17 protein-coding genes, 5 tRNA genes and 1 other RNA gene are annotated in these 24,446 nt (G+C 69.5%); 8 read left to right on the plus strand and 15 right to left on the minus strand.

Annotation, left to right across the window (positions count from 1 at the left end):
* Positions 1 to 29 precede the first annotated feature (29 nt).
* On the minus strand, positions 30 to 1,238 hold the full coding sequence (gene dnaX / locus BHS09_RS09365; protein ID WP_140797720.1) for a DNA polymerase III subunit gamma/tau: 1,209 nt from the start codon (positions 1,236 to 1,238) through the stop codon (positions 30 to 32).
* A 37-nt stretch (positions 1,239 to 1,275) separates the two neighbouring features.
* Between dnaX and BHS09_RS09370 the strand changes: the two genes are divergently transcribed.
* On the plus strand, positions 1,276 to 2,853 hold the full coding sequence (locus BHS09_RS09370) for a glycosyltransferase family protein (protein WP_140797721.1): 1,578 nt from the start codon (positions 1,276 to 1,278) through the stop codon (positions 2,851 to 2,853).
* A 65-nt stretch (positions 2,854 to 2,918) separates the two neighbouring features.
* Here the strand turns inward: BHS09_RS09370 and ffs are convergent.
* The 9 genes from ffs to BHS09_RS09415 form a co-directional block, all read right to left on the minus strand.
* Positions 2,919 to 3,011, minus strand: an RNA gene (gene ffs, locus BHS09_RS09375) — signal recognition particle sRNA small type.
* A gap of 30 nt (positions 3,012 to 3,041) precedes the next feature.
* Positions 3,042 to 3,128 (minus strand) — tRNA-Ser (locus tag BHS09_RS09380).
* 12 nt (positions 3,129 to 3,140) lie between these two features.
* Positions 3,141 to 3,227 (minus strand) — tRNA-Ser (locus BHS09_RS09385).
* Positions 3,228 to 3,232: 5 nt separating this feature from the next.
* Entirely contained in the window at positions 3,233 to 3,697 is a 465-nt protein-coding gene (tadA, locus tag BHS09_RS09390; RefSeq protein ID WP_140789068.1) for a tRNA adenosine(34) deaminase TadA, read from the minus strand.
* 20 nt (positions 3,698 to 3,717) lie between these two features.
* Positions 3,718 to 3,794, minus strand: a tRNA-Arg gene (locus BHS09_RS09395).
* Between the two features lie 29 nt (positions 3,795 to 3,823).
* A tRNA-Ser gene (locus tag BHS09_RS09400) sits at positions 3,824 to 3,913 on the minus strand.
* A gap of 44 nt (positions 3,914 to 3,957) precedes the next feature.
* A tRNA-Ser gene (locus BHS09_RS09405) sits at positions 3,958 to 4,044 on the minus strand.
* Positions 4,045 to 4,137: 93 nt separating this feature from the next.
* On the minus strand, positions 4,138 to 5,418 hold the full coding sequence (gene serS / locus BHS09_RS09410) for a serine--tRNA ligase (RefSeq protein ID WP_140796396.1): 1,281 nt from the start codon (positions 5,416 to 5,418) through the stop codon (positions 4,138 to 4,140).
* Between the two features lie 146 nt (positions 5,419 to 5,564).
* Positions 5,565 to 10,364 carry a tetratricopeptide repeat protein gene (locus tag BHS09_RS09415; protein WP_140797722.1) on the minus strand — a complete coding sequence of 1,600 codons (4,800 nt, stop codon included), beginning with the start codon at positions 10,362 to 10,364 and terminating at the stop codon, positions 5,565 to 5,567.
* A gap of 206 nt (positions 10,365 to 10,570) precedes the next feature.
* Here BHS09_RS09415 and BHS09_RS09420 point away from each other — a divergent pair, with 206 nt between their 5' ends.
* The 5 genes from BHS09_RS09420 to BHS09_RS09440 all read left to right on the plus strand — a co-directional run bounded on the left by BHS09_RS09420 (position 10,571) and on the right by BHS09_RS09440 (position 15,579).
* On the plus strand, positions 10,571 to 11,884 hold the full coding sequence (locus BHS09_RS09420) for a protoporphyrinogen/coproporphyrinogen oxidase (protein ID WP_140797723.1): 1,314 nt from the start codon (positions 10,571 to 10,573) through the stop codon (positions 11,882 to 11,884).
* A 73-nt stretch (positions 11,885 to 11,957) separates the two neighbouring features.
* Entirely contained in the window at positions 11,958 to 12,668 is a 711-nt protein-coding gene (locus tag BHS09_RS09425) for a glycosyltransferase family 2 protein (RefSeq protein ID WP_140797724.1), read from the plus strand.
* 17 nt (positions 12,669 to 12,685) lie between these two features.
* Positions 12,686 to 13,624 carry a polysaccharide deacetylase family protein gene (locus BHS09_RS09430; RefSeq protein WP_140797725.1) on the plus strand — a complete coding sequence of 313 codons (939 nt, stop codon included), beginning with the start codon at positions 12,686 to 12,688 and terminating at the stop codon, positions 13,622 to 13,624.
* Positions 13,625 to 13,765: 141 nt separating this feature from the next.
* On the plus strand, positions 13,766 to 14,620 hold the full coding sequence (locus BHS09_RS09435) for a lysophospholipid acyltransferase family protein (RefSeq protein WP_140789079.1): 855 nt from the start codon (positions 13,766 to 13,768) through the stop codon (positions 14,618 to 14,620).
* 35 nt (positions 14,621 to 14,655) lie between these two features.
* Positions 14,656 to 15,579, plus strand: coding sequence for an SDR family oxidoreductase (locus BHS09_RS09440; RefSeq protein ID WP_011552040.1), 924 nt, complete (start codon positions 14,656 to 14,658; stop codon positions 15,577 to 15,579).
* A gap of 400 nt (positions 15,580 to 15,979) precedes the next feature.
* Here the strand turns inward: BHS09_RS09440 and BHS09_RS39260 are convergent, their stop codons facing one another.
* Positions 15,980 to 16,432 carry a hypothetical protein gene (locus tag BHS09_RS39260; protein WP_237078173.1) on the minus strand — a complete coding sequence of 151 codons (453 nt, stop codon included), beginning with the start codon at positions 16,430 to 16,432 and terminating at the stop codon, positions 15,980 to 15,982.
* A gap of 90 nt (positions 16,433 to 16,522) precedes the next feature.
* On the opposite strand from BHS09_RS39260, the gene BHS09_RS09445 reads away from it, so the two are divergent.
* Together BHS09_RS09445 and BHS09_RS09450 are read left to right on the plus strand one after the other, a co-directional pair.
* Positions 16,523 to 20,239, plus strand: a complete 3,717-nt coding sequence (locus tag BHS09_RS09445; RefSeq protein WP_237080270.1) for a tetratricopeptide repeat protein — start codon at positions 16,523 to 16,525, stop codon at positions 20,237 to 20,239.
* 1 nt (position 20,240) lies between these two features.
* A complete protein-coding gene (locus BHS09_RS09450; RefSeq protein ID WP_140789083.1) occupies positions 20,241 to 20,624 on the plus strand; it encodes a hypothetical protein in 384 nt (127 codons plus the stop codon).
* A 13-nt stretch (positions 20,625 to 20,637) separates the two neighbouring features.
* Here BHS09_RS09450 and BHS09_RS09455 read toward each other — a convergent pair whose 3' ends face one another.
* From BHS09_RS09455 to BHS09_RS09470, 4 genes are all read right to left on the minus strand, one after another.
* Positions 20,638 to 22,725 (minus strand): RecQ family ATP-dependent DNA helicase, encoded by a 2,088-nt coding sequence (locus BHS09_RS09455; protein ID WP_140797727.1) that lies wholly within the window; start codon positions 22,723 to 22,725, stop codon positions 20,638 to 20,640.
* A gap of 46 nt (positions 22,726 to 22,771) precedes the next feature.
* Positions 22,772 to 23,023, minus strand: coding sequence for a DUF3006 family protein (locus tag BHS09_RS09460; RefSeq protein ID WP_140800643.1), 252 nt, complete (start codon positions 23,021 to 23,023; stop codon positions 22,772 to 22,774).
* On the minus strand, positions 23,023 to 23,793 hold the full coding sequence (gene radC / locus BHS09_RS09465; RefSeq protein ID WP_140797728.1) for a RadC family protein: 771 nt from the start codon (positions 23,791 to 23,793) through the stop codon (positions 23,023 to 23,025). The genes BHS09_RS09460 and radC overlap by 1 nt, the downstream gene beginning before the upstream one ends.
* Before the next feature lie 157 nt (positions 23,794 to 23,950).
* Positions 23,951 to 24,409 (minus strand): Crp/Fnr family transcriptional regulator, encoded by a 459-nt coding sequence (locus BHS09_RS09470; RefSeq protein WP_140789089.1) that lies wholly within the window; start codon positions 24,407 to 24,409, stop codon positions 23,951 to 23,953.
* Between the last annotated feature and the right edge of the window lie 37 nt (positions 24,410 to 24,446).

Consider the following 24,446-nt stretch of genomic DNA (forward strand, 5'->3'; position numbering starts at 1 on the left):
CCTGCATCACGGAAGCGTCGTGTCGTGCCTCAGGCGCGAAAGTTCGCGGGACTGGAGCGACCTCCCGGCGCTCCAGCGTTCGACTTCGCGGAACCTTCACCCATCCCCGCCGCGAGCTTGTCCACTCGGGCCAGCAGCTCGGGAATCGAACCACCCGGCGACAACTGGATGGCCTTGAGCAGCGCCATCTCCAGGGCCAGCCGAGGCTGGGCCGCACGCGACACGTCCCAGATGCAGCCGTGCACCACGTCGAACAAGCGCGTGAGCTGCGCGGCCTCCGCGTCCTGGGCCAGCGCCATCAGCGCCTTCTGCTCGGACTCGGCCAGCTCGTCGGGCGCCTTGCCCAGCGTCTTGGTGACGAAGAGATGCCGCAGTTGGAAGGCCAGCTCCTCGGCCAGGCGCTTCAAGTCCAGGCCACGGTTGAAGACCTCCTCCACCCGCTCCAGCACCCGCTTCGCGTCCTTGTGGACGAGCGCATCGGCGAAGTCCTGCACGAACGTCCGGTCGATGGCGCCCAGCGCGTCGGCCACTTCCTCGTCGGAGGGGTTGGCGCCGCACGAGGCGAGCACCTGGTCCAGGAGGCTCAGCGCATCGCGCATGCCGCCTTCAGACTGGCGCACGACCAGCGACAGCGAGCGGTCGGAGATACCAGCGCCCTCCGCCTTGCAGATCTCCTGGAGACGCTGAAGCATCCGCGCCGCCGGAATCCGCCGGAAGTTGTGGCGCTGGCACCGCGACAGGATGGTGTCCGGGAGCTTGTGCGCCTCGGTGGTCGCGAAGATGAACTTCACGTGCCCGGGCGGCTCCTCCAGCGTCTTGAGCAGCGCGTTGAACGCCGCTCCCGACAGCATGTGGACCTCGTCGATGATGTAGATTTTGTGCCGGTCCCGCTGGGGCAGGTACTTCGCGTTCTCGCGAATCTCGCGGACGTTCTCGACGCCGTTGTTGGAGGCACCGTCGATTTCCGCGACGTCCACGCTGGTGCCGGCGGCAATCTCCGTGCAGGCACGGCACTCGCCACAGGGCTGGGCGGTGGGGCCCTTCTCACAGTTGAGCGCCTTGGCGAGCAGTCGCGCGGCCGTCGTCTTGCCCACGCCACGAGGTCCACAGAACAGGTACGCGTGCGCGACCCGGTCCATCTTGATGGCGTTCGCGACCGTCCGGACGACGTGCTCCTGTCCGGTCATGTCGTCGAACTTCTGTGGGCGCCATTTGCGGGCGAGAACGAGGTAGCTCATGGGGGGCGTCATCTAAACACGGCGGCGTGAATGATCCATGTCGTTGCCCTCCCACGAGGTGGGATTCCACTCCCCGTCGGGCTCGGCCCCAGGGCGGGCAGACGAACGCTTCACACCTTGCGTCCGGGAACGTGGGCGGGAAGAGTCGGCCGCGCCCGTGTCCGCCCCCCTTCTCGCCGCGCCCACTGATTCCATCCCGACACCCGAGCCCACCTCCCTGGCGCCCGGGGGCACGCCCCAAGTGGCGCCGGTCCGGAACTGGATGCGCTGGGTGCTGGGGGCAGTGGCGCTGCTGCCTGGCCTCATCGCGGTGGTGCAGTTGGGCCGCATCCACCCGGATGAGGTGTACCAGTCGCTGGAGCCCGCCTGGTGGCGCGTCCACGGCTACGGCGTCCTGGCCTGGGAGTGGCGTGACGGCCTCCGCAACTGGGCCGTGCCCGGCGTCCTGGCTGGCTTCCTCAAGCTGGCGGACCTGCTGGGCATCACCCACCCCCGGGCCTACCGCGTCGTGGTGGCCATTCCGCAGGTGGCCTTGCACGCCTGGAGTCTCTGGGCCGCGTACCGCTTCGCCCAGCGCCGAGCGGGGACCGCGGGTGGCCTGCTGTCGACGTTGCTCGTGGGGCTCTATGGACCACTGCTCGTCTTCGCGGGGCGCACCATGGCCGAGTCGATTTCCGCCTCGCTGCTCGTCGTCGCCGTGGAGGCGCTGGACCGGAGAGAGCGGCTCGCGAGGGCAGGGCTCGTGGGTGGCATGGCCCTGGGGCTGGCGGTGGTGGCCCGTTACCCGTCGGCCATCTTCGTCCTGGCGGCGCTGGTGTGGCTGGCGGCGGCGCGGCGGTGGCGACTGCTTGCCTTCACGTGCGCTGGAGGATTGGGCGTGGCGGTGGCGCTCGGCGCGCTGGACTGGGCGACGTGGGGCTCGCCGTTCCACTCCTTCTTCGCCTATGCCCGCTTCAACGTCTTCTCGGGCAAGGCCGCGGCTCAGTTCGGAGCGGACGCACCCAGCTTCTACGTGAAGCCGCTGCTCACCGCCGTGCCGCTCTGGGCCTGGGCCGCCGTGCCCGTGGGAATCGCCGCGCTTCGCCAGCACCGCGCCCTGTCCCTGCCGCTGTGGTGCGCCGCCGTGTACACCGGCGTGCTCCTGACCACCGCGCACAAGGAGGAGCGCTTCCTCTATCCTGGCCTGGTGCTGGGCGTGCTGGCCGCAGCGCCACCCGTGGCGGCGGGCCTCGTCCAGCTTGCTCGGCCAGCCGGGCGGTGGGGCCTGGCCGGACTCGCGCTGGTCGCAAGCATGACCGCGGCCGCCTTCTTCCCCTCCGGGGACCTGCGGGCAGACCAGTTCCGCGCGATTGTCGCCGCCACCCGGGGCAATGCGCGGGGGCTGCTCATCGTCAATGAGGGCCTGTGGGGCTCGGGCGGCTTCTTCTACCTGGGGAAGCAGATTCCCTGGCTGACCTGTGACTGGCCCCACGACGGCGCGTTCCAACGCGCGCTGCGGGACAGGACGTTCAACCGCGCCGTCACCTTCGAGGACCGCGCGCTCGCCGAGCTCCAGGCCGGCGGCTTCCAAATCGTCCGGAAGGTGGGCCGCGAGACGATTCTCTCCCGCGAGTAGGGGAGGGGAGCGGCCAGCCCGCAAAGGCGAAGAGCCGGTGCCCTTGACAGGACACCGGCTCTTCAAAAAGGACGGCCGGGACACACGCGGAAGTACGCTACCGTTGCTTCCTTCCGGACCTGGCGGGGTTCACGCCCCCACGTTGTCCCGACCATAAAGAATGTAACCACGTACTGCAGAAACAACAACGGAGAGGGTGGGATTCGAACCCACGATACCCTTTCAGATATACACGCGTTCCAGGCGTGCGCCTTCAACCGCTCGGCCACCTCTCCAAAAATCTGGAGCGGAGAGCGTAGGATTCGAACCTACGATACCGTTACCGGTATGCCTGATTTCGAGTCAGGTGCCTTCGACCACTCGGCCAGCTCTCCAGTATTCAATTGTCACGTTTCTTCGCGCGCAAGCGCCCGAAAAACGTCTTCAAAAGCAGGCGACTCTCGTCCGCCAGGATACCACTCGTGACTTGGAGCCGGTGATTGTGTCGAGGCTCTTCGACCAGGTTGTACAGCGAACCCACCGCACCCGCTTTCGGATCGAAGGCACCGAAAACGAGTCGTGTCACGCGAGACTGCACCAGACCTCCGGCGCACATGGCACATGGCTCAAGCGTCACATACAGGGTGACACCCGAGAGCCGCCAGGCACCGATTTTCCGGGCTGCGGCATCCATTGCCAACATTTCTGCGTGAGCGAGCGGATTGCGGTCCACTTCGCGGCGATTGAAACCAGCGCCAACGACTTCACCGTTGAACACCGCCACCGCACCTACGGGGACCTCTCCGAGTTCCGCTGCTTCCCGCGCGAGCGATAGCGCCTGCTGCATGAAAGCTTCGTCACTCATGGAGAACTGCTCGAAAGAAGTGGCGCTCCCTGGAGGATTCGAACCTCCGGCCTTCGGATTCGTAGTCCGACGCTCTATCCAGCTGAGCTAAGGGAGCATTTCTTCCGGCGCTGCTACAACAACAAGTGGCGGAGAGAGAGGGATTCGAACCCTCGATACCCTTTCGAGTATGCAGGTTTAGCAAACCTGTGCCTTCAGCCTCTCGGCCATCTCTCCAACTCTTCTCTGTCAAAGAGCCAACAAATTCAAGAACAAAAACTCGGAGGCGGTAGGATTCGAACCTACGGAGAGCTTTCACCCTCTGCGGTTTTCAAGACCGCTGCCTTCAACCGCTCGGCCACGCCTCCATACCACCGGGGCCGACTTGGCACCCCCCGGACCGACGTCCGTGGGGCCGCCCTTCTACCTGATTCTTCGCGCGTTGCAAGCCGGATTCAGACTCAAATCGGTTTCAGTTCCTTCAAGCCGCCCATGTACGGCACCAACGCCTCCGGAATGGCCACGCTTCCGTCCTCGCGCTGGTAGTTCTCCAGGATGGCGATGGTCGTCCGGCCTACCGCCAGGCCGCTGCCGTTGAGCGTGTGGGCGAGCTGGGGCTTGTCCCCTCTCTGGGCCCGGTAGCGAATCTTCGCCCGGCGGGCCTGGAAGTCGCCGCAGTCGGAGCAGGACGAAATCTCCCGGTAGCTGTTCTGTCCGGGGAGCCAGACCTCGATGTCGTACGTCTTCCGGGCGCTGAAGCCCATGTCTCCGGTGCACAGGAGCATGACGCGGTGGTGGAGGCCCAGGCGGCGGAGGATGTCGCAGGCGTCGTCCGTCATGGCCTCGAGTTCGTCCAGGCTCTTCTCCTGGTGGGCGAACTTCACCAGCTCCACCTTGTGGAACTGGTGCTGACGGATGAGGCCGCGGGTGTCCTTGCCGGCGGCGCCCGCCTCGGCCCGGAAGCTGGGGCTGAAGGCGCAGTAGCGGATGGGCAGGGACTCGCCCTCGAGGATTTCGTCCGCGTGGTAGTTGGTGACGGGCACTTCCGCGGTGGGGATGAGGAAGCGCTCCGGCTCGCCCAGCGTCTTGAAGGCGTCGTCCTCGAACTTGGGGAGCTGACCGGTGCCCATCATCGTCTCGCGCAGCACCAGGTAGGGCGGGAGCAGCTCCGTGTAGCCCTTGCTGGTGTGCACGTCGATCATGAAGGTGACGAGCGCCCGCTCCAGCCGGGCCAGCGCGCCCTTGTAGAAGGTGAAGCGGCTGCCAGACACCTTGGCGGCGCGCTCGAAGTCGAGCATGCCCAGCTTCTCACCCAGCTCGAAGTGCTGCTTGGGCGCGAAGAGCAGGTCGGGCTTCTGTCCCCAGATGCTCACCTGGACGTTGTCCTCGGCGCCGCCGCCCTCGGGGACGGATTCATGGGGCACGTTGGGGATGAGCAGGAGGATGCGGTTGAGCTCCTCCTCCACGTCCTTGAGGCGCGCTTCCTTCTCCTTGATTTCCTGGGAGACGGCGCGGAGGTCGCCGCGGAGCGCGTCGAGCGCCTTCGGGTCCTCCTTCGCCTTGCGCTTCATCTCCTCGTTGGCGGCGTTGCGGCGCGCGGCCAGCGACTCCACGGAGACATACAGCTCGCGGCGCTCGGCGAAGAGCCGCTGGAAGGGGCCCAAATCCAGGTTGCCGCCCCGCGTCTTGAGCCGGGCGACCACCGCATCAAAGTTCTGCGCAACGTTCCGGAGGTCCAGCATGGAGCACGCCTTGTAGTCACCCCGGGTGAGGCCAGCAAGGTTCCTCGCGTCTGGGGTGCTCAAGGCCGGACGCCGAGCGCCCCTCCGCCCTGACTCCGTGGGGGAGGGGAGGCGCCGGGCGCAGAGACGTCCGGCGGACGACGACCTCAGTTCTGCAGGTCGTAGATTTCGTCCTCGATGTCCTTCTTGTCGGTCGCGTCCGGTTTGCGGGAGAGGTAGTCCTTGAAGGCCTGCACGGCCTCCCGGCGCTTGTTGCGCTCCTTATAGGCGAAGCCCAGGTAGTAGTAGGCCATGGGATTCTCCGAATCGAGGCTGGTGGCCTTGCGGTACCAGTCGATGGCCTTGGCGTGCTGGGCCTGCTCGGTGAAGGCGCGGGCCACCTTGTAATAGACGTAGGTGAGCTTGGGGTCCGCCTTCAGGGCCGACTGGTACCGCTTGATGGCGTCGTTCCAGCGCGCGGCGGCGAAGTACGCATCACCAATGGAGCCCAGCACCCGCGTGCGGCGGGGGTCTGCCTTGAGGCTGGCCTCGAACGAGGTGATGGCCTCGTCGAACTGGCTGCCCTCCAGCAGCGCATGACCGAGCGCCTCGTGGGCGTCTGCGTGGGTGCCATCCAGTTCCACCGTCTTGCGCCACGCGCTCATGGCGTCCGGCAGGTTCTTCGCGTCCCGCAGGATGACGCCGTAGGCGTAGTGGTAGTCGGGGCGGTTGGGGGCCCGCTCCACGGCCTTGCGCATGTTGTCCAGCGCCTGGGTGAACTCCAGCCGCTTCGCCTTCACCAGCGCCAGGTAGTAGAGCGCCTCGTGGTTGGAGGGCTCGTTGCTCAGCGCGAGGCCCAGGTTGCTCTCCGCGCCCGGCAAATCGCCCCGCTCCAGCAGCACGGCGCCCAGCGTAATCGGGATGGTGGTGGAGCGCGGGTCCTCCGTCTTGGCCTTCTCCAGCTCCGCCACGGCCTCTTCCAACTGCCCCAGGCGCCACAGCACGAGCCCGCGCTGCAGCCGGCCGTCCTTCAACAGGTGCGGGTCCAACTCCAGGGCGCGGTTGGCCTCCGCCTTCGCCGTCTCCAGGTCGTCCGTCAGCAGGGCCACGCGGGACAGGCCCAGGTGGGCGTCCGCCAGGATGGGGTCGAGCTTCACGGAGCGCTCGAACTCCTGCTGGGCCAGCAGCGTGTTGTTTTCCGCCAGGGCCAGCTCGCCGAGGCCCGCGCGCACGCCCGCGTTCTCCGGTGCCTTCTTCGCCGCCTCCTCGAGCTGAGGCCGCGCCTCCGCGTTGCGGCGCTGGGCCAGGTAGAAGCGGCCCAGGTAGAGGCGGGCCTCCACCAGGTTGTCGTCCGCGGCGATGGCGCGCTTGTAGTGGCCCTCCGCGTCGGAGAGGTTGTCGAGCGCGTCCTCGATGCGCCCGTAGAGGTAGGCGATGCGCGCCTCGTTGGGGAACACGCCGTTGGCCTTCTTCACGGCCTCCAGCGCGTCCTGCATCTTCCCGGTCATCACCAGCGCGGTGATGTGGCCGTCCGCGAACTCCAGGTTGTTGGGCTCCTCGGTCGCCAGCGCCTTGTAGATGGGCAGGGCGCCCTCGAAGTTGCGCTGAGCGCGCAGCACCCGCGCCAGCTGGCCCCGGAGGAAGGTGGACTTCGCGTCCATCTCCAGGGCGGCCTTGAGCTCGGCCTCGGCCTCCTTCGGCTGGTGCTTCTGGAACATCGCCACGCCCTTGAGGCCGCGGGCGCGCGCCAGCTCCGCGGGGCCCAGCGCGGACTGGACGTCCTCGGCCAGCGCCCGCTCAACGGCCTCCGTGCCCTTTGCCACGTCCTTGCGGACCAGCAACTCCACCGCGGCCAGCTCCACCGCGGAGGCCACGTGCTTCGGGTCTGCTTCCAGGGCCGCGGCATAGGCGGCGGCGGCTTCGTCGGCGCGGTCGGCGGCCTGGTGCAGGTTGCCCACGGCGTGGTGGGCCTTGGCGGACTTGGGGTTCTTCGCCAGCACCTTGTTCAGCGTGTCCAGGGCGCGCTTCTCGTCGCGCTTCTGCGAGTAGGCCTCGGCCAGCAGGAAGGCCAACTCCAGGTCGCCCTGGGTATCCTCGCGGCCGTAGGCGCCGCTCAGGGGGGGGATGACCGAGTCCGCCTGCCGGGAGGTGAGCGCGATCGCCGCGGACGCCTTGATGACGTCCACGTCCTTCTCTCCCAGGAACTCGATGTCCGCCATGTCCTGACGGCAGCGGCTCATCTCGTTCGGATTGCCCGCGGCGTAGCGGCGCTGGAGGTAGTAGACGGACTGGCACCACAGCGAGCGCACCTCCGGGTACTCCTTCTGCGCGAGCACCTTGGCGCTGAGCTCGCGGGCCTGCTTGTAGCTGGCGAAGGTGTCCGTGAGCAGCGCCTGCTTCGCGTCCGCCACCTGCTTCGCCTCGGCTGAGCCGTCGGAGAGGCGGGTGGGGAAGAGGGCGCGGCGGCCGAAGGCACCGTAGCGCGTGCCGAACTCAGTGCCCGCGCCGATGCCCGCCACCACCACCGCGACACCCGCGGCAATCATCAGCGGGACGCGCTTCTTCCACTTCTCCGTGTTGCCGCTGCGGTCCACCACGGACACCGCGGCCATGCGGCCTTCATAGAGCTGCTCCAGCCGCTTCATGTTGGCCTGCGGGCTGGCGCCGTCCACGCGGGGCGCGTCGATGACGGCCGCCGCGGGCGCCGCGGTGGGCGTCACCAGCTTGGCGGGGCCTTCCATCAGCCGCTGGATGGCGGCGGCGAAGGTGGGCACCGTGCCGATGGCGGACCAGGTCTCCGAGTCCAGCGACACGTCCTCGTTCCCGAGGAGCTGCCCGTCCTCGAGCATCTTGACGATGACGCCCTCGTCGAACGGGCCGAACACCTTGCCCGAGCGCCGGCGGACGTGGAAACGGCGCACCTTGGTGCCCGCCTGGGCGCCGCCGTCCTTACCCGCGGCGTCGTCGATGAAGGACAGCATCTCCAGGCCGTCCGCGGGGCCCGCGTTGGGCGGCGGCGGCAGCGGGTCGGAGAGGTCCGCTTCCAGGTCGTCATCCGGCCGGGCGGTCGGGTCGAACTCGAGCGAGTCCGGGATGCCGGGCGAAGAAGGCGCGCCGAAGTCCACGTCACCGAAGTCCACGGCCGGGTTGACGGCGACGGCTGGCGCGGGGGCCGGAGGCTCCGAGAAGTCGATGGCGAACGGGTCCGCACCAGGCGCTGGCGCGGAGCCGAAATCGGCAGCGAACGGATCCGCCGCGGGGGCCGGTGGGGTGCTGAAGTCGACGGCGAACGGGTCCGCACCGGGCGCGGGCGGCTCGTTGAAGTCGAACGACAGGTCCGGTGCGGCGGGGGCCGGCAGGTCCGCGAACTCGAGGGTCTGGGGCGCGGCGGGCGCGGGCAGGTCGGAGAAGTCCGCTCCCGGAGGGGGCAGTGCGAACGGATCGGCGTTCGCGGGGACGGGCAGTTCGCCGAAGTCGAAGGACGGCGCTCCCGCTGCGGGCGGAGGCATCGCGTAGGGCGAGGCCTCGGGCGCGGACGGCATCTCGTACGCGTCCGGCGCGAAGGCGTCCGTCTGGGGCGCCATGTCCGGCGGAGGCAGGGCGAACGGGTCGTCCACCGGGGCGGCCGGCTGCGCGTAGGCCGCAGGGGGCGGCAGGGCGAAGGGGTCTTCCTGGGGCGGCTGGGCCTGGGCGGCACCGCTGGAGGATTCGATGTCGAAGGCGAACGCGTCCTCGGCGGGCGGAGCCTCGACGGGAACGGGCAGGGCGTCATCGGCGAAATCGAAGTCCCTGGCGGTGCTTGCGGGCGCGTTCACGCCGTAGCCCTGTGCGGCGTCCTCGACGGGGGCTTCGACGGTCTCGAAGTCGAAGTCGCGCGCCGTTCCCGCGGGTTCATTCACGCCGTAGCCCGACGCCGGAGCGGCGGGCGGCTCGCGGTAGGCGTCGCTCGGCAGCGGAATGGAGACGACGCGCGTCACCTCGCGGGTGTCCCGGACCGGCTCGCCAAAGTCGTCGCCGAACGCGTCCATGTCGGACGGGCCACCTGCCTGCGGCATGGCCGCGGCGGCCTCCGCGGGCGAGCTCATGTCGAAGGCGAAGGCGTCCTCTTCGGGCGCGGCGCCCGGGAGGGGCATGGCGGCCTGTTCGGGCTCGCTCATGTCGAAGCCGAACGGGTCGGCCTCGGGAGCGCTTCCCGGCAGCGGGACGCTGGCGGCCTGTTCGGGCTCGCTCATGTCGAAGGCGAACGGGTCGGCCTCCGGGGCACCTCCCGGCAACGGGATGGCGGCGGCCTGTTCGGGCTCGCCCATGTCGAAGGCGAACGGGTCGGCCTCCGGGGCACCTCCCGGCAGGGGAATGGCGGTGGGCTGAGGCGCGCCCGCGCCGGGCAGGGGAATGGCGGCGGCGTGGGGCGCGGCGCTGAACGCCTCGGGAGCGCCCGGCAGCGGAATGGCTGCGGACGGTGCGGACGCGGCACCGGGCAACGGGATGGCGGCGGCTTGCGCGGACGCGGCACCGGGCAGCGGGATGGCGCCCGTGGACGCGGGAGCGCCAGGGAGCGGAATCGCGGCGGAGTGGGTCGGCGCGGCGCCCGGCAGCGGGATGGCACCCGCGGACGCGGGGGCGCCAGGGAGCGGAATGGCTGCGGACGCGGGGGCGCCAGGGAGCGGAATGGCTGCGGACTGCGCGGATGCGGCACCGGGCAACGGGATGGCGGCGGCTTGCGCGGACGCGGCACCGGGCAGCGGGATGGCGGCGGTCAGGGGCGCGGCGGACGTGGCACCCGGCAGCGGGATGGCGGTGGCCTGTGCGGGCTCGGCGGGAGCAGGCGCCGAGGGCGCGCTCACTGCTTCGAGCTTGATGGGGAAGGTGGTCTGGCACCGGGCGCACTTGAGCTTCGCGCCGCCCGGCGGGATCCGCTTGTCATCGATGTTGTAGTTCGTCTGGCAAGACGGGCAGGAGACTTTCATGGGATTCCGAGCTCGCGAGAGGGGGACCGAGCGCCTTCGCGGTGCTCGCAGGCTACCAGAGGCGTTTCCAGCCCGGAAAGAACGCGCACGAGGAGGTTGAAGCGCACCCTCCCGGGCAAGCGGGCGAGGGCTCTCGCCTTCCACCGGTGCGCACGCCGCGTTCGATTCGCCGTTCCCGGAGTGGAAGGTGGTAGACCCGCCCCTCAATGGAACCCATTGTCATCCTGGGCGCGGGCCTCGCGGGCCTCTCCACCGCCCACTTCCTGAACAAGCCCTGGCGCCTCATCGAGAAGTCCGACCGTGTCGGCGGCCTCATCAAGACCGAGGTCATCCAGGGGTGTTATTTTGACCCCACCGGTCACTGGCTCCACCTGCGGGACCCGGAAATCCAGGCCCTGGTGAACACGCTGTGGCTGCCGGAGCAGATGGTCCGCATCCAGCGCAAGGCCGGCATCTTCACGCGCGGAGTCTTCACCCGCTTCCCGTACCAGGTGAACACCCACGGTCTGCCGCCGGAGGTGGTGGCGGAGAACCTCACCGGCTACGTGGAGGCCGTCTACGGTGAGAAGGGCCGCGAGCTGCGCGAGCGCGAGCCGCGCAACTTCGAGGAGTTCATCCTCCGCTACATGGGCGAGGGCTTCGCGAAGAACTTCATGGTGCCCTACAACCAGAAGCTGTGGACGGTGCACCCGCGTGAGATGTCCGCCGCCTGGGTGGGCCGCTTCGTGCCCCGTCCCAACCTCAAGGAAGTGGTGGACGGCGCGCTGGGCGCTGGCAGCGATGCGGTCGGCTACAACGCGTCGTTCCTCTACCCGCGTGAGGGCGGCATCGAGAGCCTCGCCCGCGCCATGCTGAGCCACCTGAAGGGCGGCCAGCTCAGCATCCACACCGAGCCCACCGCCATTGACTGGAAGGCCCGGAAGGTGACGCTGTCCGACGGGAGCGTGCAGCCCTATGCGGGGCTGGTGTCCAGCATCTCCCTGCCTGGGTTGGTGAAGCTGCTGGCGAAGGGCGAGGCCGGCGTGCCCGACACGGTGCAGGACGCGGCGAAGCAGCTGCGCGCCACCACCGTCACCTACGTGGCCGTGGGCGCCAAGGGAGCCAACCGCCAGCCCTGGCATTGGATCTACCTGCCGGAGCCGGAGTTCCACACGTACCGCATCGGCTCGCCCTCCGCGGTGTACGCGCCGCTGGCGCCGCCGGACACGTCCACCTTCTACGTGGAGTACAGCCACCACGGCGAGCTGTCCCCGGCCGCGGCGGAGAAGTACGCGGTGGAGGACCTGGTGCGCTCGCAGATGATTCACGCCGCGGACGACGTCCTCTTCGCCCAGGCGCGCGAGATTCCCCACGCCTACGTGCTCTACGACGACGCCTACGGACCGGCGAAGTCTGAGATTCTGCGCTTCCTGGAGCATGCCGGAATCCAGATTGCCGGCCGCTATGGACAGTGGGAGTACTCCTCGATGGAGGACGCCATCCTCGCCGGGCGTGCGTGCGCGAGGACACTCAACGGTTGACATCCCCTTCGCCCACCCGTCGCATTGTGTCGACGGGTGGCTTGGGGCGTGTTAGCCATCTCTGTTCGAGTTCATGGCCCCGCACCTCACCGTCGTCATCCCTGTCTACAACGAGGAGTCCATCATCGCCTCGGCGGCGGAGGAGTTGCGCCAGGGGCTGGATGCGCGCGGGCTCGACTACGAAATCATCTTCGCGGAGAACGGCTCGCGCGACGCCACGCCGGCCATCCTCGAAGAGCTGTGCGCGAACAATTCGCGCCTGCGCTGGTTCCACTCGGAGACGCCCAACTACGGCGTGGCGCTCAAGGCCGGCATCCTCAAGGCCCGGGGCACCTACGTCATCTGCGATGAAATCGACCTGTGCGACCTGACCTTCTACGACGCGGCGCTGCCGCGGCTGGAGCGGGGCGAGGCGGACATGGTGGTGGGCTCCAAGGCGGCCAAGGGCGCCAGTGACCAGCGCCCGCTGATTCGCCGGGCGGCCACGCGGGTGCACAACAAGCTGCTGAAGGTGGCGCTGGGCTTCCAGGGCACGGACACGCACGGCCTGAAGGCGTTCCGCCGCGAGGCGCTGCTGCCCGTCATCCAGAAGTGCGTGGTGGACATGGACGTGTTCGCCAGCGAGTTCGTCATCCGCGCGTGGCGCGAGGGCCTGCGGGTGATGGAGATTCCCATCCAGCTCCACGAGAAGCGCCAGCCCTCCATCCACCTGTTCAAGCGCGTGCCCAACGTGCTCAAGAACGTGGGCAAGCTGTTCTACGTCATCCGCGTCCGCGGGACCTGAGCCGGGGAGGGCGCACCGTGCGGCTGGCGTCCATCTCCGTCGACCTCGACTCGCTGCCCCACTACTGCCGCATCCACGGCCTGCCGGAGTCGCTGCTGGACGCCCGCGCCCGCTCGCTGGTGCACGCGGTGGCGGTGCCTCGCTTCCGGGAGTTGCTGGACGGGCTGGGCATTCCGGGGACCTTCTTCGTCATCGGTGAGGACCTGGAGTCCGACCCGGTCGCCGTGGCGGGCATGCGCGCCTCCCACGAGGCGCGCATCGAGGTGGCCAGCCACAGCCACGCCCATGACTACGCGCTGACGCGCCGGGGTCCCGAGGCCATCCATGCGGACCTGGCCCGCGCGGATGCCGCCATCCTCGCGGCCACGGGTGCGCGGCCGGAGGGTTTCCGCGCGCCGGGCTACACGCTGAACGCGGACCTGTACGCGGCCACGGCGGCGCTGGGCTACCGGTATGGCTCCTCGGCCTTCCCCGCCGTGCCGTACTACCTGGCGAAGGCGGCGGTGATGGGGGCCCTGTCGGTGTTGGGGCGTCCGTCCCGCTCCGTGCTGGACACGCCCCGCGTGCTGCTGGCGCCTCGGGTGCCGTACCGGCCCGACCCGGCGCAGCCCTACCGGCGGGGCTCGGGCACCGTGCTGGAGCTGCCCATGACGGTGACGCCCGCGCTGCGTTTCCCCCTCATCGGCACCTTCGCCACCACGCTGCCCCGCGCGTCCCTGCATGCGCTGTGGCGCACGTGCCGCCGGGATACCTTCTTCAACTTCGAACTGCACGGCGTGGACGTGCTGGACGCGTCGGACGGGATTCCCCCGGAGCTGGTGCGGCAGCAGCGGGATTTGCGCGTCAGCGCCACCCAGAAGATGGCGCGCCTGCGCGAGGTGTTCGGCTGGCTGAAGTCGGAGCGCGAGGTCCTCACGCTGCGCGACGTCGCCGGGCGCCTGTCGGCCTCGGTGTAAGGCATTCCCACGAGGGCACCTGTCCAACAGCGCACGTCCCTGCCGTGCCTGGGTGTCCGTGGGGCACGCTTGCTACGCCAGGGGGAGGGCTTCCGCCGACGGACCCTCCCGGCGGCGGGGCCGGTGGTGTAAAGAGCCCCCATGCTGGAGAACGTCACCGACCGAGTGAAGAAGGGCCTGCGCGAGTGGACGGACCGGCTGGCCAACAACGAGCAGAAGCAGCGGCTCGATGGCCTGGCGCGCCCGGGTAACGAGTACGGGGTGGACCCGTTTGGGTTCGATTTGGACTACAGCCTGTCCGCGGTGGCCCCGCTCCTGTGGCTCTACCGGAACTACTTCCGTGTGGAGACGTTCGGCATCGAGCACGTGCCCGCCGGCCGGGTGCTGCTGGTGTCCAACCACTCCGGCCAACTGCCCATGGACGGCGCGATGATTGGCGTGGCGATGATGCTGGATGCCAGCCCGCCCCGCGTCATCCGCAGCATGGTGGAGAAGTGGGTGTCGTCGCTCCCGTACGTGTCCACCTTCATGGCCCGCGTGGGGCAGATTGTTGGCACGCCGGAGAACTGCCGGCGACTGCTGGAGTCGGAGGAGGCCATCCTCGTCTTCCCCGAGGGCACGCGCGGCATCAACAAGCTGTGGCCCCAGCGTTACCAGCTCCAGGAGTTCGGCTTGGGCTTCATGCGCCTGGCGCTGGAGACGAACACGCCCATCGTCCCCGTGGCCGTCATTGGCGCGGAGGAGCAGGCTCCGGCGCTGATGGACCTGAAGCCGGTGGCGAAGCTCCTGGGCTTCCCGTCCTTCCCCATCACCCCCACGGGCCTGCCCATTCCCCTGCCCACGAAGTACCGCATCTACTTCGGGGAGCCGCTGCACTTCTCCGGGCGCCCGGACGACGAGGACAGTGAGCTGGACAAGAAGGTTCGCACCGTGAAGGCGTCCATCCAATCCATGCTCCATCAGGGCCTCAAGGAGCGTCAGGGCGTGTTCTGGTGAGCGCTAAACGCGGCGGTGCTAAAGAGGGGAGTTCCATGAAACCGGCCGTCGTCGTCACGGGTATCAGCGGCAACCTCGGCCGCACCCTCGCGAAGCTGCTGCACAAGCACGAGCGCATCATCGGCATCGACCGGCGGCCCTTCGCGGGACGGCCGAAGGACGTCGAGATGTACGAGCTCGACCTCCGCAAGAAGAAGGCGGAGGACGTCTTCCGGAAGAACGAAATCCGCGCCGTCATCCACATGGGCATCATGCATGACCCCCGGATGAGTGAAGAGGAGCACCACTCCTTCAACGTCGTGGGTACCACGCGCCTGCTGGAGTACTGCGCGAAGTACGGCGTGAAGAAGGTCGTCGTCCTGTCCTCGGCCAACGTCTACGGGCCCAGCCCGGACAACTCGAACTTCCTCACGGAAGACGCGCCGCTCATGGCCGCCAGTCGCTTCTCCGGCGTGCGCGACCTCATCGAAGTGGACATGCTGGCGCACAGCTTCTTCTGGAAGCACCCGCACATCGAGACGGTCATCCTCCGGCCAGTCCACATCGTCGGGCCCACCATCAAGAACGCGCCGTCCAACTACCTGCGCATGCGCAGGCCCTGGATGATGGCGGGCTTCGACCCCATGGTGCAGCTCATCCATGTGGAGGACGTCGCTCGCGCCATGGTGGAGGCGCTCCGCCCGGAGCCCAAGGGCGTCTACAACGTCGTGGGCCCCGGCGAGGTCCCCCTGTCCGCGGTGATGCGCGAGCTGGGCAATACCCCCATCCCCGTGCCGCACCCCGTGGCCCGGCCGCTGCTGGGTATGCTGTTCAAGTACCGGCTGGCCAACTTCCCGCCGCCGGAGTTGGACCACATCCAGTTCCTATGTGCGGTGGACGGCAGCCGCTGGGTGAAGGACGTGGCCTGGAAGCCGCGCCACTCCATGCGCGACACCATCCGCTCCGTCCAGGGCGACTAGCTGCTGGAAAGTCCGAGGCCCCCTGACACTGTTGTCAGGCCCAGCGCGACGTCCGGCCCAGGGGCCCCTGACAGACATGTCAGAGGCCTGCCCCGGGGGTAGGGCGGCGTCAGGCCGATAGTCGTTGCAACCCCTTGAATCTCCAGCCATCCGCCAGCGCCCGCTCCTGGCGCGGTGCTTGGCACTCTCATTGCTCTAGTGGCTGCCCATCACGGCGCGGCGACATGGGCCCGGCAACGGTGTCGCCCCGTCAAACTGTAGGGCACTCCATGGGGGAGTTCCCGACGCCCTCCGTCTCGGCCGGCCCCGAGACGGCGGGCGGATTCTTGTAGGGCGCTCCATAGGGGAGCTCCCGACGCCCACCGCCTCGGCCGGCCCCGAGACGGTGGGCGGTTTCTTTTCAGGGGGATGGGGGCTGCTCGGGGCTGGTGCTCGGGCTCGGCAGCTCACCCTCGAAGGGGCCATCGTCCTGGCTCTCCAGGAGCCACGCCCCGTCCCGGAAGACGAACTCCGAGGTGACGATGGCGGTGCGCTCGGAGGCCGAGGGCAGCCGCATCCACTGGATGCGGCTCTGCACCGTGGCCCGGTGCCCATCGTCGGACAGCTTCACGTCCTCGATTTCGTAGTCGGTGATGGACAGGTCCTTGTCGTCGTTGAGCTCCAGGCGCGCCTTCTGGAAGTCCTTGCGCCGCTCGGGGACGAGGATGCGGGTGGCGCTCCGGAAGTCCTTCCACCGGAGGGCCTGGTGGAAGCGCTCCACGGTGGGCTTGAGTGCTTCCAGGTTGGATTTCTTGGACGTGGTTGCGCACGCCCCGAGGACGAGCGCGAGGAGCAGGGCAGGCAGGCGATTCACGGTGGGGAGGGTACCACCCGGCAGCATCCTCGGACGAGAGAGCGGTGGTATGGTCCGGCTCCCCGCCCGAGCACCGGAGTCGCGAGCGCAATGGCCAAGTCGATGGTGGAGCGTTACGAGCAGCTCCTCCGGCAGGACCCCACCTCTTCCGTTTTCGTCGAACTCGCCAAGGCCCTGCTGGAAAAGGGGGACGCCGCGCGTGCCATCGAGGTCTGCGGGCAAGGCATCTCCCACCACCCAGCATCCGTTGTCGGGCGCGTGCTGTGGGGCAAGGCCCTCATTCAGCAGGGCCGGCCCGCCGAGGCGATGGACCAGTTCGAGCAGGCCATCTCCATCGAGAAGGACAACCCCTACGCCTACAACTTGATTGGCGAGGTGCTGCTCCAGCACCGGTTGTACCGGTCCGCGCTTCCCATTCTTCGCAAGGCCCTGGCGCTGCAGCCGAACGATGGCCGCGTGAAGCAGTGGCTGGAGCAGACGGAGCAGGCGTTCGCGGGTGGACCGGCTCCCGTGTTCGCGAACCTGATGGGGCTGGAGAAGCCCTCGTCGGACGAGGACGCGCCGTCGGAGGAGGCGTCGAAGGACGAGGCTCCGAGTCCCACGGTGGCGCCCATGGCCGCTGCCCGGCTGCGCGCCGCCGCGCTGGGGGATGCGGCGAAGCTGAAGCCCGCGAGCGCCGGTGCGGTGCCGGCGGGTGACGCCCCGGCGGCCGCTCGCGCGGATGTGGCATCCGAAGCCTCCGCGAAGGACGCGGAGCAGGGGCGCACGAACGCGGACGCGGAAGGGAACGCTCAGGCGGGCTCGGACGTTGGCGCGGCGGAGCAGGGCGGAGCGGCAGTCCCTTCGGATGACGCGGCTCCGCGGGACGGTGGCCGTGACGCGAGCGCCTCGCTGGGCCTGTTGAACCGGCCGGTGCCGGTGTCGTCAGTCCTGGGCGCGGAGCTTCCGAGCCTGGACCTGGGGCTGGGTGATGACGACGACGCCCCTCCGCGTGGCGTGGATGAAGCGGCTTCCGTGACCCAAGCGCCCTCGGAGGACTCCGCGTTCGAGCAACGCGCTGACGCCGAGCAGGACTCCGGCGCTGTCGCGGACCCGCCGACGCAACAGGTGTCCGTCGCGGAGGAGACTGCCGCGGCCTCGGAGCCCGAGGCGAGCGGTGACGTGGATGAACAGCAGGCCGGGGCCGCTCCGGCCGAGGACGCCGGGGCCTCTGTCGCGGGTGGTCTCCTGGGCGACCTTCCTCCTCCCGAGCCGACGGCGTCGAGGCCCGTCGTGGCGAGCACGCCCGCGACGCCGCGAGGCTCTGGGGGCAAGCGCTCCTTGCTGGAGGAGATCCCGGACGCTGCGCCCGCACCCGCGGCCACCGCCGCGAAGGCCAAGGCGCGCAAGCCGGACACCGAAGCGCTCACCGCCGAGTACGAGAAGGAACTGCGGGCGAAGCTGGCGCGTGAGGCGGCGAAGACGTCGTTCATCGCCCGGCATGGCGTGAAGGTCGCTGGGGCCGTGGTGGGCGTGGTGGTGCTGGCCATCGTCGTCTTCAGCTTCGTCAACATCCGCGCGAGCCAGGGCGGACAGACGCTGAGCGAGACGCTGGCCCGGGCCGAGGACCTCATCATCCAGGACACTGGGGCCTCGCTGGATGCCGCGCTGGCGCAGCTCGAGAAGGCGCGGGACATGGACGAAAGCAGCAGCCGGGCCTGGGCGCTGACGGCCTGGGCGCACGCGCTGCGCTACGCGGACCATGGGCAGGCCTCCGAGGACCGACGCCAGGCACTGGAAGCGCTGGAGCGGCCGGGCGTGAAGGACGCGGCCCCCGCGCAGGTGCTGGTTACCAACGTGCTGGTGGCGGACGAGCGCGGACGTGCCCTGGCGCGGAGCGCGCTGCTGGGCTCGCAGCAGGACAGCACCGAGGTCCACGCGCTCGCTGGCAGCCTGCTGCTGGAGGCGAAGGACGAGAAGCAGGCGCTCGAGCGCTTTGACCGCGCGCTTCGTGCCTCTGGCGCCAACGTCCGCGCGCTGGTGGCCCTGGGTGATTACTACAAGGCTTCCGAGGACTTTCCGCAGGCCATCGAGATGTACGAGCGTGCGCGCAAGAAATCCCCCGAGCACCCCTCGGCCCGCATCGGCCAGGCGGAGGCTCGGCTCGCGCTGTACCAGGACCTGGATGCCGCGCTGGCGGACGTGGCGCGGCTCGCGGAGGACCCGAAGCTTCCTGCGGCGTTGAAGGCGCGCCAGCAGCTGGTGCATGGCGAGCTGCTGTCCGCTCAGGGCAAGCATGCCGAGGCCCGCGCGCTGCTCTCCAAGGGCACCCAGGGCCCCCTGGCCTTCGAGTTCCAGCTCGCGCTCGGCGCCGCCAGTCGTGCGGCCGGGACGCTGGACGCGGCGCAGGCCGCCTACGAGGCCGCGCTCAAGCTGCGGCCCAAGAGCGAAGAGGCCCGCGAGGGGCTGGGCCGCACGCTGCTGGACCGCGACCGGGAGCGCGAAGTCCTCACCCGTCTGGAGGCCGACGGGGGCCGCAAGGTGGCCCTGGTGCGCGGCGCCGCGTATGCGCGCCTGGGAGACTGGAAGAAGGCCCGCGCGGAGCTGGCGCGCACGCGTGTGAATGACCGGTATCCCCCGGAGGCCGTCTCCTGGCTGGCCCTGGCGGACGCAGCCGAGGGCAACGGCGCCCAGGCGCGGGAGCTGCTGGAGAAGGCCCTGCACGCGGCGAAGCGGCCCCGCAACGACATGCGGCTGGCGCTGGGGCAGCTCTACTGGCGCGAGCGGGCCTACGACAAGGCGCAGGTCTTGTTCGAGGAGGCCCAGAAGGACCCGCGTGACTATGAGGCCGCGTGCTCGTTGGGGCGGTTGATGTTGTCGCGTGGGCTGCCCGACATGGCCCTCAAGCCGCTGACGCAGGCGGTGGAGCGCAACGGCGCGCACGGCGAGGCCCGGGACGCGCTGGGGCGCACGCTACTGGCCCTGGGGCGGACGCCGGACGCGCTCAAGCAGTTCGAGGCGTGGCAGCTGGAGAACCCGGGGAGCGCGGCCGCGCACAAGGGCTTCGCGCTGGCGCTGTTCCACTCTGGCCGCCGCAAGGACGCGGAGGGCGCGGTGCAGCGCTCGGTGAAGCTGGTGTCGGATGACGCCGAGGCGCACAAGCTTCGCGCGGCCATCCTCTTCGGCGCGGGAGACGCGCGGGGCGGCTTCTCCGCGCTGGAGCGCGCCAACAAGCTGGACCCGAAGGACGCGGGCACGTTCTGTGAGATTGCCCTCGCCTTCATGCGCCAGGGCAACAGTGGCAACGCGGAGGCGGCCTTCGCCGCGGCCCGGCGAGAAGGGCCCGACGCCACCTGTGGCCGGGTGGGAGAGCTGTACGCGCAGTTGCCGGGCGGTGGGCGTGGCGCCGCTCGGACGCTCGAGGACCTGGCGGCCAGGGCGCCGACTGTCTGGGACAAGGCCTTCGCACAGGCCACCATGGCGCGCGCGCTGCTGGGGGCGGGGGCCGTGAAGGATGCCCGTACCGCAGCGGATGAGGCCGTGCGCCTGGCGCCTTTCGATGGGCGCGCCCAGCTTGCACTGGGAATGGTGGCGCTCAAGCAGAAGCAGGAGGACGTGGCCCGGGCCGCGCTGGAGAAGGCCGTGGAGCTGGAGCCCGCGGATGGCCTGGCGCGCCTGGCGCTCGCGGATGCGTTGGTGCGCGAGCCCAGCGCCCTGCCTCGGGCCGTGGAGTCCTACGAGGCGTTCCTGAAGCTGGCCGGTGGCTCGAATGAGGCCGCGCGGGTGAAGAAGGCCCTGCCCAGCCTCAAGAAGAAGGCGGCGAGGTAGCGTGAGGTATTTCTCCTCCCGGACGGATTCCCCACTGCTGCACATCATGTGGGGCAATGCGTTCCTGCTGTCGCTCATCTACCTGCTGCTGGGGCTGGGGGTGGAGATTGCCCTGCGCTACTTCCCCTCGCGCTTCCTCCAGCGGCTGTCGCTGTCGCTGGACTCGTTGCCGGCACGGGCCCTGGAGCTGACGGGGGCCATGGAGCCCTTGCGAGCGGCCTACTTCTCCGGCCGCATCTCCGAGGTGGGCGTGCGCGTCGTGTTCGGCATCACCACCATGGTGGTCATCTTCCTGCTCGCGATGGTGGTGGGCACGGTGATGGGCGGCGTCCGGACGCTGCTGGCGCGCCGGGCCCTGCGCGAGGGCGGACGCCGGCACCCCTGAGGAGGCCGCGGCTTCAGCTCCGGCGACGAATGGTGGGCTTGCGCGCGCGCACCGCGGCGTCCGGCACGGCCTGGGGCTCGTGGCCCGCGGCGCGCGCCATCAGGCAGATTTCCACCACCTTGGGGCCAAAGCGCTCCCAGCGGCTCTCCCCGGTGCCCTTCACCGAGAGGAATCCCTCCCGGTCCACCGGCAGCGCCGCGGACAGGCCCAGCAGCGTGGCGTCGTTGAAGATGATGAAGGGGGCGACGCCCAGGTCCTTCGACAGTTCCTTGCGCCAGCGCCGCAGCTCCGTGGAGGCCAGCTCGCTGTAGTTCGTCACCACCGGCGCCGCCGCGGAGCCCGTGCCACGCGAGCGCGACGCTGCCGGCCCGTGGGCCAGCAGTGTGGGCATCTTTTCCGGCGTGCACACGTCGCAGTTGCCACACGACGTGTTGGTGTCGCGCTGGCCGAAGTAGCGGAGGATGGCCGAGCGTCGGCACTTCTTGTCCCGGTCCGTATAGGCGTACTCGGTCATCCGCCGCAGCAGCGACAGGTTCTGCCGCTCCTGCTCCCGCACGCGGCTCAGGTCGAGCCCCAGCTCGCGGAAGGGCACCCGCTCCAACGCGCGGATGGAGCGCCCGGCGAAGGGGCGCCGGACCTTGACTACGTGGGCCTTCTCCAACAGGCCCAGCGCGTGGCGGACCTCGTCCACCGACAGCCCGATGCGGCGCGCGAGGATGGGCAGCTCCGTGGTGACCTGCCGGCCCACGGGGAACGTCTCCAGCAAGGACTTGAGCAGCCGCTGCGCGTCCGGCGAGTGCGGCTGCGCCGAGGTGGCCTTCTCCAGCAGGGTGATGCCGTGCTCGCCCTCGCCTCGGCCACCACGCTCCACCTTGCCCTCGCGTTCGAGGATGCGCAGCGCGGCGGAGACCTCGAACTCGCTGGCGTTCACCGTGCCCGCGAGCGCGTGCACGCCTCGCTCGAACTCCTCCACTGACTGGAGCACGTTCCACACGTCCCCGAAGATGGCCTCGGCCGGGTGGCTGCTCTGGATGAGCCGCTCCTGGGTGAAGACGTCCGAGTGGTTGAAGAGCAGCACCGCGCGCGCGGCCTGTCCGTCGCGGCCCGCGCGGCCAATCTCCTGGTAGTACGCCTCCACCGCCCGCGGGATGTTGGCGTGGCCGACAAAGCGGATGTCCGGCTTGTCGATGCCCATGCCGAAGGCGTTGGTGGCCACCGCCACGGCTTCCTTCGCGGACATGAAGGTGTCCTGGGCGCGGCGCCGGGCGTCATCGTCCATGCCCGCGTGGTACAGCACCGCCTTCACCCCGCGCCCATGCAGTTCGGAGAAGATGTCTTCTGCCGCGCGCCGCGTGGAGCAGTACACGATGCCGCTCCCGCCCGTGGACGCCAGCCGTGCGCAGGCCTCGTGCCGGTCCGCGTCGCCGCCCACCTCCTGCTTGCCCAGGAAGAGGTTGGGGCGGTCAAAGCCCATGGCGAACTCCTGCGGGTCCTTCATCAGCAGGACCCGCACGATGTCCGCGCGGACCTCCGGCGTGGCCGTGGCGGTGAGCGCCACCGTGCGCGGCGGACGCAGCCGCTTTCTTACCTGTCCGAGCAGCGCGTAGTCCGGCCTGAAGTCGTGCCCCCACTGGGAGATGCAGTGCGCCTCGTCCACGGCGAGCAGGTCCACGCCCAGCGCGGACACCGTCTCCAGGAAGCTCTGGCTGCGGAAGCGCTCGGGCGCCACGTAGAGCAGCTTGTACTCACGCGCGCGCAGCTTGCGCATCCGCTCCGCGCGCTCCAGGTCGGACAGCGATGAGTTGATGAAGGTCGCCGGGATGCCCCGCGCGGTGAGCTGCTCCACCTGGTCCTTCATCAGGGCAATCAGCGGCGACACCACCAGCGTCAGCCCCGGCAGCAGCGTGGCGGGCAGCTGGTAACACAGGCTCTTGCCCGCGCCGGTGGGCATCACCACCACCGTGTTGCGGCCGCTCAAGACGGAGGAGATGACCTGGTCCTGCCCCGGCCGGAACTGGGACAGGCCGAAGTGGCGGACCAGCCCCTGCTGTGCTTCCTCGAGGTAGGGCAGGTCCACCGGCATCGCGCGCATGTTCATCATCCTGGTCCAGCCGTCAACGGAAACGAGGCCGGCGCGCGGCCTCCACTCACAGGTCGAACCCTGGTGGAACCGGAACAGCCAGCCGCGCTCGTATCCGCGCGACGTCCTGCCGCCGCGCCTCCGTTTGCCCTGGCTCCAGCCGGCCATCCACCACGACGTCACCCTCGCGCACGCCCGTGGGCAGCGACGCGCGCTCCACCGTGCATGCCTGTCCGGTGTCCAGCCGCACCACTTGCGCCCGGACGTCCTCCAGCAGCTCCACCTGCACCGCTCCCCACAGCCCCACCATGCTCACCATCATCCGCCGCCTCCATTCGCGCTCCACGCCCGCCGCTTCTCCTGTGCTTCGTCCGGCATCAGCCCGCGCTCCAGCATCGACACGTAGCCGCCGTCTCCCATCACCACGTGGTCCAGCACCTTGATGTTGAGCAACTGCGCCCCCGCGACCAGATGCCGCGTCAGGCCCAGGTCCTGGACGCTGGGCTCCGGGTCTCCCGAAGGGTGGTTGTGCGCCAGCACGATGGACGTGGCGCGCGAGGTGAGCGCCGCGGCGAACACCTCCCGCGGGTCCACCGGGCAGGTGTTCATGGTGCCCTCCGCCACGCGCGCGTCATGCACCAACACGTTGCGCGCGTTGAAGCACAGGACGTGGAACACCTCGCGCCGCAGCGCCCCCAGCACCGGCGCCAGGTACGCGGCAATCTCCTTCGGCGTGCGCAGCCTGGGCCTGCGCTCCCGGGCACGCTGCGAGCGGCGGCCCAGCTCCAGCGCGGCCAGTGCCTGCGCCGCCCGGACAGGCCCCACGCCGGGCCGCAGACTCAGCGCCAGGGGCTCCTGCTGCACCAGCCCCTTCAGCCCACCGCCCTCCGACAGCAGTGCCCCCGCCACCGCCCACGCTCCAGGCGCGCGAGGCCCGGAGCTCCACACCAAGCACAACAGCTCCGGGTCGGTGAGTGCCGCCGCCCCCAACCGGAAGAGGCGCTCCCGTGACGCCTCCGCGCCTCCCACCCCTCGCGCCCTCACCGACCCTTCGCCCGCCCACGCCGCTCCCGCCGCCGCCTGCTCCATCCCGCCGCCCTCCACGGGGCGGGGACAAAGCAACCCGTGTGCCTGCTTGTGCTACCTGGGGAGTGGGGTGCGTACCCGTCCCGACACGTGGGAAGGGGCTCGGATGCCGGACGGACATCCCTGCACCAGCTGGCTTCTCGGGGGCTGAGACGGACTGTCAGAAGCGGGAGAGGGCGAAGAAGCCCTTGATCTTCTCGTTCGTCTCGCGGAGCCGTTCGCTCAGCGTGCGGACGAACGTCCAGAGCAGCACGTACGCCAGGTCCTTGTCGGTGAACATCAGCTGGTCCAACCGGGAGCGCTCGATGACCCAGACGGCGCAACTCACGTGGGCGATGGCGTCCGCCGAGCGCGGCGAATCCTCGATGACCGCCATCTCACCGAAATACTGGCCGGGCTCCAGGATGGCGAGCGCCTCCTCGCCGATGCCGGGCACCGACTTGGAGATGCGGACCTTGCCCTCGGCGATTACGAACATCTCCTGGCCGGTTTCCCCCTCACGGAACAGAAAGGCGCCCGCCGGGTAGGTCCGGGAGTGGCCAATCTGGGCGACCTTGGCGAGCTGTCCCTGGGTCAAACCCTCGAACAGCGCAACCTTCTTGAGGACGGCGGCATCCATGAGGCCAGCTTCGTATCACGCGCCCGAGGCGCTCTGG

The organism is Myxococcus xanthus, from assembly GCF_006402735.1.
Classification (GTDB): domain Bacteria; phylum Myxococcota; class Myxococcia; order Myxococcales; family Myxococcaceae; genus Myxococcus; species Myxococcus xanthus_A.